The 14,206-nt window shown below is 75.0% G+C and carries 14 protein-coding genes and 1 pseudogene; 1 reads left to right on the top strand and 14 read right to left on the bottom strand.

Annotation, left to right across the window (positions count from 1 at the left end):
* Window positions 1–3: 3 nt before the first annotated feature.
* From C8D89_RS19080 to C8D89_RS19050, 7 genes are all read right to left on the bottom strand, one after another.
* A complete protein-coding gene (locus C8D89_RS19080; RefSeq protein WP_116709718.1) occupies window positions 4–1,350 on the bottom strand; it encodes an acetyl-CoA carboxylase biotin carboxylase subunit in 1,347 nt (448 codons plus the stop codon).
* Entirely contained in the window at window positions 1,347–1,589 is a 243-nt protein-coding gene (locus C8D89_RS19075; protein WP_116709717.1) for an acetyl-CoA carboxylase, read from the bottom strand. The genes C8D89_RS19080 and C8D89_RS19075 overlap by 4 nt, the downstream gene beginning before the upstream one ends.
* A 17-nt stretch (window positions 1,590–1,606) precedes the next feature.
* Window positions 1,607–2,578, bottom strand: a complete 972-nt coding sequence (locus C8D89_RS19070; RefSeq protein ID WP_116709716.1) for a 5-oxoprolinase subunit C family protein — start codon at window positions 2,576–2,578, stop codon at window positions 1,607–1,609.
* Window positions 2,575–3,486, bottom strand: a complete 912-nt coding sequence (locus C8D89_RS19065; protein ID WP_116709837.1) for a 5-oxoprolinase subunit B family protein — start codon at window positions 3,484–3,486, stop codon at window positions 2,575–2,577. Before C8D89_RS19065 ends, C8D89_RS19070 begins: the two co-directional genes overlap by 4 nt.
* 5 nt (window positions 3,487–3,491) lie before the next feature.
* The gene (locus tag C8D89_RS19060; protein WP_165825801.1) at window positions 3,492–4,112 is read right to left on the bottom strand and encodes a class F sortase; all 621 of its coding nucleotides are present in this window, start codon (window positions 4,110–4,112) and stop codon (window positions 3,492–3,494) included.
* A gap of 247 nt (window positions 4,113–4,359) precedes the next feature.
* A complete protein-coding gene (locus tag C8D89_RS19055) occupies window positions 4,360–4,764 on the bottom strand; it encodes an excalibur calcium-binding domain-containing protein (RefSeq protein ID WP_116709714.1) in 405 nt (134 codons plus the stop codon).
* A 101-nt stretch (window positions 4,765–4,865) separates the two neighbouring features.
* Window positions 4,866–7,253, bottom strand: a complete 2,388-nt coding sequence (locus tag C8D89_RS19050) for a xanthine dehydrogenase family protein molybdopterin-binding subunit (protein ID WP_243418243.1) — start codon at window positions 7,251–7,253, stop codon at window positions 4,866–4,868.
* A gap of 275 nt (window positions 7,254–7,528) precedes the next feature.
* On the opposite strand from C8D89_RS19050, the gene C8D89_RS19045 reads away from it, so the two are divergent.
* Window positions 7,529–7,819 (top strand): DUF1540 domain-containing protein, encoded by a 291-nt coding sequence (locus tag C8D89_RS19045; RefSeq protein ID WP_116709712.1) that lies wholly within the window; start codon window positions 7,529–7,531, stop codon window positions 7,817–7,819.
* Here the strand turns inward: C8D89_RS19045 and C8D89_RS19040 are convergent.
* The 7 genes and pseudogenes from C8D89_RS19040 to C8D89_RS19015 form a co-directional block, all read right to left on the bottom strand.
* The gene (locus C8D89_RS19040) at window positions 7,804–8,244 is read right to left on the bottom strand and encodes a hypothetical protein (RefSeq protein ID WP_116709711.1); all 441 of its coding nucleotides are present in this window, start codon (window positions 8,242–8,244) and stop codon (window positions 7,804–7,806) included. The genes C8D89_RS19045 and C8D89_RS19040 overlap by 16 nt on opposite strands.
* A 67-nt stretch (window positions 8,245–8,311) precedes the next feature.
* Entirely contained in the window at window positions 8,312–9,055 is a 744-nt protein-coding gene (locus C8D89_RS19035; protein ID WP_207787311.1) for a class I SAM-dependent methyltransferase, read from the bottom strand.
* A complete protein-coding gene (locus C8D89_RS29825; protein ID WP_207787310.1) occupies window positions 9,046–10,071 on the bottom strand; it encodes a magnesium and cobalt transport protein CorA in 1,026 nt (341 codons plus the stop codon). Before C8D89_RS29825 ends, C8D89_RS19035 begins: the two co-directional genes overlap by 10 nt.
* 23 nt (window positions 10,072–10,094) lie before the next feature.
* On the bottom strand, window positions 10,095–10,841 hold the full coding sequence (locus C8D89_RS29820) for a CPBP family intramembrane glutamic endopeptidase (RefSeq protein ID WP_207787309.1): 747 nt from the start codon (window positions 10,839–10,841) through the stop codon (window positions 10,095–10,097).
* Window positions 10,838–12,772, bottom strand: a complete 1,935-nt coding sequence (locus tag C8D89_RS19025; RefSeq protein WP_116709708.1) for an alpha/beta hydrolase — start codon at window positions 12,770–12,772, stop codon at window positions 10,838–10,840. Before C8D89_RS19025 ends, C8D89_RS29820 begins: the two co-directional genes overlap by 4 nt.
* A gap of 85 nt (window positions 12,773–12,857) precedes the next feature.
* Entirely contained in the window at window positions 12,858–14,057 is a 1,200-nt protein-coding gene (locus tag C8D89_RS19020; RefSeq protein WP_116709707.1) for an amidase, read from the bottom strand.
* Window positions 14,058–14,078: 21 nt separating this feature from the next.
* Window positions 14,079–14,206: pseudogene (locus tag C8D89_RS19015) on the bottom strand (IS630 family transposase); the annotation flags it as partial.

Genomic DNA, 14,206 nt, shown 5'->3' with positions numbered 1-14,206 from the left:
GCGTCAGGTCCCGCCCGCCAGCCAGGTCTCCAGCGTCGTGATGTCGTAGGTGCCGTCGACGACCGCGGGGTGGTCGAGCAGGCGGCGATGCAGGCCGATGGTGGTCGGCAGGCCGTCGACGCGGTACTCCGCGAGCGCCCGCCGGCCCCGGGCCAGGGCCTGGTCCCGGGTCGGCGCCCACACCGCGAGCTTGGCGACGAGCGAGTCGTAGAACGGCGGCACGACGTCGCCGGCCATCAGGGCGGTGTCGACGCGGACGCCCGGGCCGCCGGGCAGCTCGAGGGCCTCCACGGTGCCGGGCGAGGGCAGGAAGTCCTGGTCGGGGTCCTCGGCATTGACGCGGAACTCGATCGACGCCCCGCGCCGGGTCACGTCGTCCTGGGCCACCGACAGCGGCGCCCCGCCGGCGATGCGCAGCTGCTCGGCGACGAGGTCGAGCCCGGTGATCCACTCGGTGATCGGGTGCTCGACCTGGATGCGGGTGTTCATCTCGATGAAATAGAACTCCTCACCCTCGACGAGGAACTCCACGGTGCCCGCGCCGACGTAGGAGACCTCCCGCGCCAGGTCCACGGCGGCCGAGCACAGCGACTCGCGCAGGCGGTCGTCGAGCCCCGGCGCCGGCGCCTCCTCCAGGATCTTCTGCCGCCGCCGCTGCAGCGAGCACTCGCGCTCGAAGCAGTGCACCACCGACCCGTGGGTGTCGGCGAGTACCTGCACCTCGACGTGCCGGGGCCCCTGCAGCGCCCGTTCGAGGTACACCGCGGACGACCCGAACGCCGACGCCGCCTCCCGCTGCGCCTCGGCGACGACGGTGCGCAGCTCGTCCGCCGACCCGGCCGGTCGGATGCCCCGCCCCCCGCCGCCCGCGGAGGCCTTGATGAGGACCGGGTAGCCGACCTCCTCGGCCGCGGCCAGCGCCTCGTCGACCGACCCGACCTCGTCGCTGCCCGGCACCACCGGCACGCCCGCCCGCCGGGCCAGCGCCCGTGCCGCCGCCTTGTCCCCCATCGTCGCGATCACCGACGAGGGCGGGCCGACGAAGGTCAGCCCCGCGGACTCCACGGCCTTCGCGAACGACGGGCGCTCGGAGAGGAAGCCGTAGCCCGGGTGGATCGCGTCGACACCCGCCGACCGCGCGGCCTCGACGACCTTGTCCTCGTCGAGGTAGCTCTTCGACGCCGCCGACCTGCCGAGGTGCACGGCGTCGTCGGCCATCCGCACGTGCGCGGCGGACGCGTCGGCGTCGGAGTACACGGCGACCGCCCGGATGCCCAGCTCCCGGCAGGCCCGCACGACCCGCAGCGCGATCTCGCCGCGGTTGGCGACGAGGACACCGTTGAGCGTCACGTCTCCAGCTCGACCAGGTCCTGGCCGATCGTCACCTCGTCCTCGTTCTCGACGAGGATCTTGGAGACGGTGCCGGCCGCGTCCGCCTTGACCTCGTGGAACGTCTTCATGACCTCGACCAGGCCCACCGTGTCGCCCTCGGACACCGAGGCCCCCTGCGTCACGTAGGGCTCCGCGTCGGGCGAGGGCCGGTGGTAGAAGACGCCGGGCGTCCGGGACGTGATGGTGTGGCTGCCCACGACGGTGAACCTCCGGGTCAGGCGAGCGCGGAACGGATGCGGTCGAGCGCGGCGAGACGTTCCTGCCGCACGGCGAGGGCGCCGTCGAGGTCGACGGGCACGAACCGGACCTTGTCGCCCGTCTTGGTCTGGGCGAGCTTGGCGCGGTCGACACTGACGACGGTGCCGAGCGTGGCGTAGCCGCCCCCGGTCACGGCGTCCTGCAGCAGCACGATCGGCTCGACCCCGCCCGGGACCTGCACCGACCCGACCGGGTAGCCGCAGTCGGTGACGTTGGCGGGGTCGCTGCCGGCGCCGAAGGGCTGCTCGCGCGGCACGAACTCCAGCTCGGCACCGCGGAAGCGGTAACCGACGCGGTTGGCGTCCGGGGTGACCTTCCAGTCGGTGCCGGTGAACCGCTCCAGGCTCTCCGGCGTGAGCCGGTAGCTGTGCAGACCCACGAGGAGATGCACCTCGGCGGTGGCCGGGTGTTCGGGGACGTCGCCGGGGTCGACGCGCCGGCCCGCCCTCGGGTCGCGGGCCTCGGAGCCGATCGCCAGCTCGTCGCCGGCCCGCAGCGCGCGCCCCTCGAACCCGCCGATGCCCACCAGCGTGTAGGTCGAGCGGCTGCCGTAGTAGAGCGGCACGTCGATCCCGCCGGCCACCGCGACGTACGGCCGGGCGCCGGCGCGGAGCTGCCCGAACGACAGCACGGAGCCCGAGGACACCGCCACGGACTCCCAGATCGGGATCTCCTCGCCGTCGATGAACGCGGGGATCTCCGCGCCCGTCACCGCGATCACGGTGTCCTGGGTGAACTCCAGCGTCGGGCCGAGGTAGACCGCCTCCAGGGCCGCGGCGCCGGGCTCGTTGCCGACCAGGGCGTTGCCGACGTGGTAGGCGAACGAGTCCAGCGCGCCCGAGGGCGGGAAGCCGATGCTGTAGTAGCCGAGCCGCCCGGTGTCCTGGACGGTGGTCTCGAGTCCGGGATCCTTGACGATCACGCTCATCCGTACAGCACCTCCTTCATCGACGCGTTGGTGCCGTCCGGGTCGGCGAGGAAACGGCTCGGCGAGAACTCCAGCTCGCGGTACGAGTACCGCCACGTGCCCGCGTCCACCTGGGCGCGGACGTCGTCGTACTCGTCCCGGTCGACGCGCCGATAGTTGATCACGTCGCCGTGCTTGAAGAACACCACCGAGTCGTTCTCGGCGAAGTCGGGCAGGCGCTGCTCCCCGTCGAAGATCGGCGCGGGCGCCGAGCCGAAGAGCTGGTAGCCGCCCGCCCCCTTCACCGGGTAGATCACGGCGAACGCGCCGCCGAACCCGAAGGCCCTCTCCGGGGTCTCGGTGCGCGGGCGGACGTACTTGGGCACCTCGACCTGCCGCTCGCGCGGCACCAGCTGGAAGCACCAGGGCAGGCCGGGGACGAACCCCATCATCGTCACCAGGTACGGCGACGCGGCGAGCGCGTCGATGAACGCCTCGGTCGAGTCGTAGCCGTTGATCCGGGCCCCGTAGTCGAGGTCGGTGCCGGTGGGGTCCTGGTGGCGGTCGCGGAACTTCATCAGGACCTCGTGGGTCCACGGGTCGTTGAGCATGATCGGGACGTCGACGATGCGCGTGGCGACGGTGAGGTCGTCGGAGAGGTCGCCGACCTCGGACTCGATGCGCTGCAGCTCCCGGACGAGGTCACGCGGGTGCAGCCGGTCCGGGTCCACCCGCACCATGTAGGACGCGTTCGACGGGCAGATCTCCTCGACGCCCGCGATGGCCTCCTCGCCGAGCCGGCGCGTGATCGCCAGCGACCGGAAGTGCACCGGCAGGCTCATCGCCGCCGACAGCTCGACGTAGACGAACTCGTCGCCGCCGAAGTCGTACCGGGTCTCGGTGTCCTCGGACTCCTCGGTCGCCGTCATGGGGATCACCTTGGCGCGTCCGCGACGGCGGGTCCAGAGGGCTCGTCGACCGCGATCAGGACGGCGTCCACGACGACGTTGTCGGTGTAGCTGCCCGACTCCGGGTCGAACACGCCGCCGCACGTGATGAGACGCAGTTCGGCGCCCGGCGTGTCGCCGTAGACGTCCTCGGTCGGGAAGCGGTCCTTCGGGTGCACCGCCACGCCCGTCACCCGGAAGACCGCACCGCGCCCGTCCGCGCGCCACACGGTGGCGGTGTCGCCCGGGCGCAGGCCGCCGAGCTCGAAGAACACGGCGGGCCCGTCCTCCGCCGAGTCGACGTGACCGAGAAGCACGGCCGGCCCCCGCTCGCCCGGGGTCGGCGAGTGCCGGTACCAGCCGGCCCGGGACGCCTCGCGATCCCCGTGCGGCGGGACCTCCACGGTTCCGTCCGCCCGCAGCCCCAGGTTCATCAGGTCGCTGTGCACCCCCGCCGCGGGGACGTCCAGCCGCACGGGTGGCGAGGCCGGCAGGGGTCGCACCGATCCGGCGCCGGGCACCGAGCCGGCGCCGGCCGAGCCGGTGGCGTCGGCCGCGGTGACACCGGCGGCCACGGCCGGCGTCGGCGGGGACGGGGGGGTGCCCACACCGTGCGCGACGAGCGTCAGCCCGAGGGCGCCCAGCCACAGCGCCGCGACCCCGGACGGGCGGGGGGCGACCCGTCCGCTCGGGGCCGTCGTGGGTGTCGCGGGGTTCGCGGCCGGCGCAGGGGTCGTGGCCCGCGGCGCAGCGGCCCGGGGCGGTCGCCCGGCCCCGCCCGCGGCACGGTGCCGCCCGCCCCCGGCGCGCGCGGGGCGCGGGGGCGGAGGGGGCGGCACCGGCGGCACGGCGGCCTCAGACCTCCTGGCGCGCCCGGCCGCGCGCGACCGACCAGCCGCCGAGACCCAGGGCGGCGAGCACCGCGCCGCCGCCGGCGAGCAGCGCCGCGTCGCCGCCCCCGGCCGCGGTCGAGCCGCCGCCGGTGTCGGCGCCGCCGTTCGGCACGTGCGAGACCTGACCGGAGTCGTCGGACTCGTCGGAGTCCCCACCTCCCGAACGCGGGTTGTTCTCGCAGGCGACGCCGTCGTCGTCGCGGTCGAGACCGTTCGGGTCGGTCGTGTCCTGCTCGTAGACCTCCTGAGCGGCCTCCTGGGTGTCGAAGTCGGAGCAGTTGTACTGGTCAGCGGCGAACGCGGACCCGGACAGCGGGGCCATGGCGCCCACGGCGAGCACGGCGACCGCGGTGGTGCGGCGGATCATCGTCAACGGATGGTCCTCTCATCGGGGAGCGGGACGCGGGCGCGTCCTCGTCCCGTCCGTCGCTCACCGCGAGCATCGGTGTTATCGCCGTCACCTTGCGCTCAGCTGACGATGGTCGGGACCGGCGCCTCTCCCTGCAGCGCGCGCCACACCCGCTGCGGGGTCAGGGGCATGTCCAGCGCGGTGACCCCGCGCGCGGCGAGCGCGTCGATCGCCGCGTTCACCACCGCCGGCGAGCTGCCGATCGCCCCCGACTCGCCGATCCCCTTGGCGCCCAGCGGGTTGGTGGGCGACGGGGTGACGGTCTGGTCGAGGTCGAAGGCGGGCAGGTCGCTCGCGGCGGGCACCGCGTAGTCCGCCAGCGTCGCCGCCGTCGGCTGGCCCGCCTCGTCGAACGTCGCGTGCTCGTAGAGCGCCTGCGCGATGCCCTGGGCGATCCCGCCGTGCAGCTGCCCGTCGACGATCTGCGGGTTGACGATGCGCCCGCAGTCGTCGACGGCGACGAACCGCCGGATCGTGGTCCGCCCGGTCTCGGTGTCGACCTCGACCACGGCGATGTGCGTGCCGAACGGCCAGGTGAAGTTCGGCGGGTCGAAGTGGTGGTCGGCGGTGAGGTTCGGCTCCATGCCGTCGGGGAGGTTCGCGGCGAGCGACGCGGCGCCCGCGACCTCCTGGATGGTCACCGACGGCCCCGACGTGCCCGCCACCGAGAACACGCCGTCGACGAACTGCAGGTCGGACTCGGCGGCCTCGAGGAGGTGGGCGGCGATCAGCCGGGCCTTGGCCACCACCTTCTCGGCGGCCCCGTACACCGCGGTCCCACCGACGGCCAGGCTGCGCGAGCCGTAGGTGTCGCGGCCGAACGGGGCGATCATCGTGTCGGAGTGGAACACCTCGACGTCGGCCGGGTCGATGCCCAGGCTGTCCGCGGCGATCTGCGCCCACGCCGTCTCGTGGCCCTGGCCGTGGGGGCTGGTCCCGGTGACGACCTCGGCCCGCCCCGCCGTCGTCATCCGCACCGTCGCCGCCTCCCAGCCGCCGCTCTGCAGCCGCACGCCGGCGGCCACCTTGGACGGCGAGAGCCCGCCGGACTCGGTGAAGTTGCCGATCCCGATGCCGAGCTCGACGGGGTCACCGGCGGCGCGGCGCCGCGTCTGCTCGGCGCGCAGGTCGTCGTAGCCGACGAGCTCGAGGGCCCGGCGCATCGCGCGCTCGTAGTCGCCGGAGTCGTACTGGACGCCCGACGGGACCGTGCGCGGCTCGGAGAACGGCGGGTGCAGGTTGCGCAGCCGCAGCTCGGCGGGGTCCATCTGCAGCGCGCGGGCCAGGTCGTCGAGCACCCGCTCGTGGGCGTACGCCGCCTCCGAGCGCCCGGCGCCGCGGTAGGCGTCGGTGGGCGTGAGGTTGGTGAAGACGCCCCGGCACTCGAAGTCGTAGGCGCCGAAGTCGTAGAGCCCGCAGTAGGTGAACGCGCCGAACACCGCGATGCCCGGCGTGAGCAGCTGCAGGTAGGCACCCATGTCGGCGACGAGCCGCACCTTCATGCCGACGATCCGCCCGTCACGCGTGGCGCCGACCGTCATGTGCTGGACCTGCCCGCGCCCGTGCGTCGTCGCGAGGTGGTGCTCCGAGCGGGTCTCGGTCCACTTCACCGGCCGGCGCAGCCGCCGCGCGAGGACCAGCGCCAGGGCCTCCTCGGCGTACACGTTGAGCTTCGCGCCGAAGCCGCCGCCGACGTCGGGGGCGACGACGCGCAGCTTGGTGTCGGAGATGCCGCAGATCGCGGCGAGGATGTCGCGGACGAAGTGCGGCACCTGGGTCGAGGTGTGGATCGTGAACCCGCCACCGACCGCGTCCGGCGTGACGACCACGGCGCGCGGCTCCATCGGCGAGGCCAGCACCCGCTGCTGGACGTAGCGGCCCTCGACCACGACGTCGGCCTCGGCGAGCGCCGCGTCCACGTCGCCCACCGCCAGGGGCCAGGTGTAGCAGTGGTTGGTGCCGAACTGCTCGTGCACCAGCGGCGCGCCCGGCTCCAGGGCGGCCTCGACGTCCACCACCGCGGGCAGCTCGTCGTAGTCGACCACGACCAGCTCAGCGGCGTCGCGGGCCGCCGCCGCGCCGGTGGCCACCACGACCGCCACGGCGTCGCCGACGTGGTTGACCTCGTCGCGGGCCAGGGGCTGGTGATCGGGGACGAGGATGTCCTCGGTGACGGGCCAGCCGGTGGGGATACCGGCGACGAACTCGCCCGCGAGGTCGGCGCCGGTGAGCACCGCGACCACGCCGTCGTGCTCGCGGGCGGCCGACGTGTCGACGCCGGTGACCCGCGCGTGGGCGACGGGACTGCGCACCAGGGCGAGGTGCACGGTGCCCAGCGGGGCGATGTCGTCGGTCCAGGTGCCGCGTCCGGTGATCAGTGCCGCGTCCTCGCGGCGCGGCAGGCTCCGTCCGACGTGGGTGGTGGGCTGGGGGACGGTCTCGGTCACCGGGGGCGCTCCCTCGACGGTGGTGGTGTGATCCAGTCCACCGTGGCGTGCCCGGCGCCTCGTGGGAAGAGGGCGGCGAGTGAGGGCAGGCCACCCTGAGCCCGCGAGGCCCGAACGGGGGAGGCGGGTTGTGATCCGCGCCACAGCAGGGTCCGTTTGGCGCGGTACCGCCCCGGATCGACCCAGGTCGCCCACCGCCGGGCCCCCGGACAGCCTGGTCAGGAGAGCCTTCGCTGGCTGGCAGCAGCCCATGCGGCGCCGCCACCATCTCCGCCATGACCTCGATGCAGAGCCTGCCCTCGGTCCGGAGCTGTTCGGTGACCTCGTGCGCCTACAACGAGAGCTCGTCCTGCCACGCCGGCGCGATCACGGTCGCCGGCGACAACGCCAAGTGCGGCACCTTCGTGGAGATCTCGTTCCGCGGCGGCGTGGACGCGGGCGGCGTCGTCGGCGCCTGCCACCGCTCGGAGTGCAAGTACAACGACAAGCTCGAGTGCACCGCCCCCTCGGTGGAGGTCGGGCCGGGCAAGGACGTCGCCGACTGCCTCACCTACGAGGCGCGGTAGAGCTCCTCGAGCAGCGGGACCGCGGTGGCGGGCTCGAGCACGATCCCGCGCACCGGGTCGGCGCGCAGCGTGCCGTCGGCCAGGGCGAGGGCGGCGACGCAGTCGTCGTCGTCCACCAGCACCGCGGCACCCCGCGCGGCCACCGTCGCGAGCGCGCCCAGGACGGCTCGCCGTCCGTGGGCGTCCAGCCCGTCGGTGACCCGGTCCACGAGCACGATCGCGGCGCGATCGTCACGGCCGGCGTCCTCGAGGCGGCGGCGCCGCGCGGCGACGCCGTCCGCCGCGTCCGCACGCACCCGGCGGACGGCCACAGGCGTGCCCTCCGACGTCCCCGACGTGTCGTCGAGCATGTCCATGAGCCGCCGGCGCACGATCTGCTCGCCGAGCAGCACCGTCACCTCGCCCGTGGGCAGTCGCAGCGTCATCGCCGACCTCCTCGCTCAGTGAGGCGAGGCTAACCTCGCCTCACCCCGGAAGTCGAGGGGCGATCGGTCACTCGCGGACCGTGCGCCACGCCGCGGTCACGAACGGCACGAGCACCGGGTCGGTGCCGACCTGCTGCTCGACGTGCTCGCGCGCCCGTCGCCGCACCTCCGCCTGCGCGTCGGCGGGCAGGGTCAGCACGCTCGAGTAGGTGCCGACCATGGCCACGACGTCCTCGGCCGCCATCCACGTCGAGCGCCGGAAGGTCCGCGACTCCCCCGGGCCGAACGGCGCACCCGCGGGCAGCTCCACCGTGAACTCCCCGGTCATCGTCGGCGCCGACCGCGGGGCCTCGACCCGCCCGACGCGGCCGAGCTCCGCGATCCACCCGACACCGGGGTCGGCGGCGCTCCACAGGAGGCCCAGGACCCCGCCGGGACGCAGCACCCGCGCGACCTCCGCCGTGGCCCGCTCGTGGTCGAACCAGTGCCACGCCGAGGCCACGAGCACGGCGTCGACCGACCGGTCCGGCAGCGGGATCTCCTCCGCGGTCCCCGCGAGCGCCCGCACGCCGGGCCCGCGGGCCGCGAGCACCGCGCGCATCAGGTCGTCGGGCTCGACGGCGACGACGTCGGTGACGCCCTCGGCGGCCAACGCGCGGGACAGCAGCCCCGTCCCCGCGCCCAGGTCGAGCATCGTGACGTCCGGCGACGGCAGGAGCCACCCCAGCGCCTCCGGGGCGGGTGCGGGCCGCAGCCGGTCGTAGTCGTCGGCCGCGGCCCCGAACGCGCGGGCCCGCCCGCTCACAGCCACCCGCGGCGGCGGAACACCAGGAAGAGCGTCAGCGAGACCAGCACCATCAGGCCCAGCGCGAAGGGGTAGCCGAGCGTCCACGCGAGCTCGGGCATGTACTCGAAGTTCATGCCGTAGATCGCCCCGATCAGCGACGGGGTGAACAGGATCGCCGCCCACGACGAGATCTTCTTGACCTCCTCGCCCTGGGCCAGGCTCGTCTCCGTGAGCCGGCGCATCTCCTCGTTCTGCCGCTGCCCCACCAGCGCCGCGTTGACCTGCAGGATGTTGCCCAGCAGCTGGCGGAAGTTGTCGGCGGACTCCGAGGTCTGCGCCTGGTGGTCGGCGACGTCACGCAGCCCGCGGTGCAGCCCGACGCGGTCGAGGTCGTCGGCGGTCTCGGCGAGCAGGCCCTCGAGGACCTCGCGCAGCGGGTCCACCGACCGCTGCAGCTCGATGACCTCGCGCGAGAGCTGGTAGATGCGTCGCGAGACGCTCGGGTCGCCGCCGAAGACCTGAGTCTCGATCTGGTCGATGTCGTGGCGCAGGCCCCGCACGACGGGGCGGTAGTCGTCGACGACGCGGTCGAGCACGGCGTAGAGCACGGCACGCGGGCCGAGCGCGAGCAGGGCGGGATCGTCCTCGAGCCGCGCGCGGACCGAGGCCAGCTCCGGGGTCTCGGCGTGCCGCACCGTGACGACGAAGTCGTGGCCGAGGAACAGGTGGATCTCGCCGACCTGCACGTCCTCGTCCTCGTCGACGTACCAGGCGGGCCGCAGCACCACGAACTCGACGTCGTCGTACCGCTCGAGCTTGGGCCGCTGGTGGGCGTGCACCGCGTCCTCCACGGCGAGCGCGGGCAGCGAGAGCTCGCGGGCCAGCAGGTCGATCTCGGTCTGGTCGGGGCGCAGCAGGCCGATCCAGGCGAAGCCGCCCTCGCCGTCGCGCTCGCGCAGCAGCTCGAGGGTGGAGTCGAGCGAATCGGGCTCGCTGTCGCGCTCCCCGCCGACGTAGACGGCGTTGTCGACCACGGTCACCGCCGCATTGTCCCCTGCGGGGATCAGTGGGCGAGGGCGACTCCCGCGGCCACGAGGCCGACGGCGTTGGTGCCGAGGTGCAGGCCGATCGGGGCGAGCACGGAGCCCGTGCGGTGGCGCAGCCAGCCCAGCGCCAGGCCGCCGACGACGGTGACGGCCAGGACGAGGAGCACCGAGGTCCAGTGCAGCGCCGGGGGCAGCGGCACCGCCGACGGGCCGAGGGCGACCGAGAGGTGCCAGAGCCCGAACGCGACGGCGCTGACGCCCAGCGCCGCCCGGACCGGCAGCGCCCGCGCCGAGTGACCGTGCAGGACGCCGCGGAACGCGAGCTCCTCGGCGAGCACGGTACCCAGGGGGATGAGCACGAGCCCGCGCAGCAGCAGTGAGCCCGGGGACGCGCCCGCGAGCTGGGGGTTCTCGAGCAGCTCGGGGGCGACGGCCAGGACGGCGCCGTAGCCGAGCACCGCGACGCCGATCGCCGCGCCACCCCAGCGCAGGCCGGCGGCCCACGTCCCGCGCCCGATGCCCAGGTCGGCCCAGGTGACGCCGAGCAGGCGGGCGACGGTGATCATCGCGGCGACGCCGCCGACGTTGAACAGCGCCTTGAGCACGGCGTCGGCGGGCAGCGCCGGGAGCACCAGGTTGCTCCACACCAGGAGCACCACCGCGACGACCAGGGGCGGCGCGAGGCGCTGCCAGTGCGTCGGCCTCGCCTCGGCGGTGTCCTCGCCCCCGGGGCGCGAGGTCGTCACCGTGTGGGGAGCGGTCACACTCCCAGCATGCCTGCCGCCCGTGTGGTGTCCGCATCGGTCCACCCCGGTGGTGTACCCAGTGCGAGCCAACCGTCCAGCACTGCGCTCCGGTAGACGTGCCCGTGCCCGTCGGGCACCGACAGCGAGTTGGTCAGGTCGATGGTGACCTGCCAGAACGTCACGACCGGGTACCAGTCCATGGTCGGCGAGACGTCGGGACCGGACGGTTCGGCGAGCCAGTCGGGGCGGTGCCACAGCAGCGACGGGGACCACCAGACCACCGGGTCCGAGGCGTGCTGCAGGTAGACGACACGTGGCGGAGACCACGGTCCGGGGGGCCGGGCGAGGTCCTGGGCGGTCGATCCGAAGCGGACCTCGCGGCCCCCGTCGACCACCGGGCGGATGGCCCGCGAGCCGGGGTCGCGGCGTTCCGTGAGCGCGGTGTGCAGCCGGTTCGAGTTCGGCGGGCCCACCCACAGGACGCCGTCCGTGCGGTCCCGCGCGTCCTCGAGGCCCGAGAACGCGGCCTCCGAGCCCTGGGAGCCGAGGCTCTCGCCGAACGCGAACAGCCGCGGGCGGCGGTCCGGGGGCATCGCCTCGACCCGGGCGTGCACCGCGTCGAACAACGCACGGCCCTCGGCCTGGGCGCGCGTGCGGTCGACGACGAACGACAGCCAGCTCGGCAGGTAGGAGTACTGGGTGGCGACGATCGCCGTGTCCCCGCCCCACACCATCTCCAACGAGTCGGCCGTCGGGGCGTCGATCCACCCGGTGCCGGTGGTGGTGACGACCGCGAGGACGGCGCGGTCGAAGGCGCCGGTGCGCTCGAGCTCGGCGACGGCCAGGGCCGCGCGCTCGGCGGGCCCGGGCGCGGCGAGCAGGCCCACGTAGGCGCGGATCGGCGCCGTCGGCGGGCGGCCCGACGCCGCCGCCAGCGTGCCGAGCGGGCGCCCGCCCGTGACGAACGCCTGACCCTCCCGCCCGATCTTCTCCCAGCGCACGAGGCTGGCGGGCGAACCCGAACGCAGGGGCGAGGTCGGGGCGGTGAGGCCGGGGTAGGGCTGGTCGTTGGTGGCGCGGAAGACGGAGTCGGCGACGCGCAGCCCGCCCCGGAGCACGACCGTGTCGACCACCACCACGACCAGGACGAGCGCGAGCACCGTCCCGGCGACCGCGGCGATCCGGCGCGGGACGTGGGCGCGGAGGCGCAACAGCTCGCCGACCTTCGCCCCGAGCCACCGCACGCCGCGGCCGAAGCCGATGAGCACCCCGGCCACCACCAGCGCCACGGGCCCGGCGCGCAGCCAGCCGTCGGTGGTGGGTTGGGCGAGGCCCATGAGGCCCGCGACCTGGCGCTGCCACTGCGCGCCGGCGAGCAGGATGCCGAGCAGCGCGGCCGTCGCGGTGAGGACGAGCACGAGCCACGCGCCCGGCGTGAGCCAGACGGGCTGCACGGCGCGGATGCGGTCGGTGAGGGTGGTCCAGCGGGCGGTGCGTCCGAGCAGCCACGCGATCCCGACACCGAGGGCGTAGCCCAGCGCACCCGAGACGCCCGTCGCGAGGCCCTGGAAGAGGTAGTCGCGCGGGATGAGCGAGGGGGTCAGCGAGATGAGCCCGAACGCGGTGCCGAGCACGACGCCCGCGGGGTGGGCACGGGGCACGTAGCGCACCCAGGGCGCCAGGCGGGGCGGGAGCAGCGGGGAGTCGCCGCCGAAGTGGTGGCGCTCGCCCTCGCGGTGCCACAGGTGGTGGTGCTCGAGATCGTCCTCGAACTCGGCCTGGAACTCGGTGTCCAGCGCGGTGCGGGGCCTGGTCGAGGGCCCGGTCGAGGGCCCGGTCGAGGGCCCGGTCGAGGGCGCGGTCGAGGGCGCGGTCGAGCGCGCGGTCGACGTCCCGGTCGAGGGCCCGGTTCGCCCTGCGGCCGCCCCCTGCCCCTCCCCGTCCGCCACGGCTCCAGCTTCCCGTGCCGCGCAAGCCGGTACACGGGTCGTGAGACCCCTATGTGCGTGATCTTCTGCGCTATGGCGCAGGAGATCACGCACGGAGGAGGCGCTCGAGCCAGCAGCCGGCGGCGAGCAGGGCCTCCTCGCGGTCGGGGTGGCCGACGAGCTGCAGGCCCAGCGGCAGCCCGGCCGCGTCCCGGGCCCCGGGGACGGCCAGCGCGGGCAGGCCGAGGACGTGGAACGGGCGGCTGAGCACGGGGTCGCCGGTGCTGTCGAGGCCCTCCGGGGCCACGCCGGGCGCGCCGGGGGCCAGCACCGCGTCGGCCCGCTCCAGCGCCGCCAGCACCGCGGACCGCGTCGCCGCCGAGCGCTCGCGCGCCGCGGCGAGCGCGTCCGCCGGGACCGCGCGACCCTCCGCCACCAGCGCGGTGAGGTTCGCGCCGTGCCCGGGCAGGTCCGGCACGGTGACCGCGGCCTCGGCGGCCATGATCGTGCGGTGGTCCGCGGCGGCCGCGCGCAGGTCCAGCCCGAGGGGCCCGACGTCGGCGCCGGCGGCCCGGGTCCCGGCCACCGCGGCGTCGTGGGCGGCGCGCATCGGCGGGGAGACGTCGGCGACCTCGGTCCCGTCCCAGGTCAGCAGGCGGGGCGGCGCGGGGGGCTCCGGGGCCGCGTCACGGCCGTCGAGCGCGGCCCGGGCGCCGGCGACGTCGGCCACGGACGCGGCGAACAGGCCCAGCGTGTCGAGACCCGGCGCGAGCGGGTTGACCCCGGCCGTCGGCAGGTCCCCGCGCGCCACGGCGAGCGCCGCGACCCCGCAGTACGACGCCGGCCGCACCACCGAACCCGCGGTCTGCGTGCCCACGGCCAGCGGCACCATGCCGGCGGCGACCGCCGCCGCCGACCCGCTCGACGAGCCGCCCGGCGTGCGCGCGGGGTCGTGCGGGTTGCGGGTGGGGCCGGGGTCGAAGTAGGCGAACTCGGTGGTCACGGTCTTGCCGACGACGACGGCGCCCGCCGCCCGCAGCAGGCGGACGACGGCGGCGTCTCCTGCCGCCGGCGGGGCGTCGGCCAGGGCCCGCGAGCCGCACCGGGTGGGGACTCCCGCGACGTCGACGATGTCCTTGATCCCGACCGGCACACCGGCCAGGGGCCCCTCGCCGGAGCCCTCCGCCTCGACGAGCGTGACCCAGGCCCGGACGCTGTCATCGACCTCGGCGATCCGGCGCCGGGCCTGCTCGACCGCGGCCGGGTGGCGCGCGTCGGCGAGCCGCCACCGGGCGACGAGGGACATCGGGCGAGCCTAGAGGTCGTCCTAGTGTCGCGCGTCTGAAGTTCGTTGACGCGTGGCGTGGGGCAGGATCTCTTCGGCGGTCTTGGTCCACGTGAAGGGGTGGCAGCGGTCGTTCCAGCCGTCGATGAAGGTGCGGATCTTCTCGATGA

The organism is Actinomycetospora cinnamomea (assembly GCF_003096675.1).
Classification (GTDB): domain Bacteria; phylum Actinomycetota; class Actinomycetes; order Mycobacteriales; family Pseudonocardiaceae; genus Actinomycetospora; species Actinomycetospora cinnamomea.
Note: the sequence above shows the minus strand (reverse complement) of the source record. Positions and strands in the feature narration are given on the sequence as shown.

What these genes read in the sequence shown, in the direction of transcription:
- C8D89_RS19020 (WP_116709707.1), bottom strand. Translation starts at nt 14,057, where the DNA reads ATGTCCCTCGTCGCCCGGTGGCGGCTCGCCGACGCGCGCCACCCGGCC.
- C8D89_RS19040 (WP_116709711.1), bottom strand. Translation starts at nt 8,244, where the DNA reads ATGACGCTGCGACTGCCCACGGGCGAGGTGACGGTGCTGCTCGGCGAG.
- C8D89_RS19045 (WP_116709712.1), top strand. Translation starts at nt 7,529, where the DNA reads ATGACCTCGATGCAGAGCCTGCCCTCGGTCCGGAGCTGTTCGGTGACC.
- C8D89_RS19070 (WP_116709716.1), bottom strand. Translation starts at nt 2,578, where the DNA reads ATGAGCGTGATCGTCAAGGATCCCGGACTCGAGACCACCGTCCAGGAC.
- C8D89_RS19055 (WP_116709714.1), bottom strand. Translation starts at nt 4,764, where the DNA reads ATGATCCGCCGCACCACCGCGGTCGCCGTGCTCGCCGTGGGCGCCATG.
- C8D89_RS19065 (WP_116709837.1), bottom strand. Translation starts at nt 3,486, where the DNA reads ATGACGGCGACCGAGGAGTCCGAGGACACCGAGACCCGGTACGACTTC.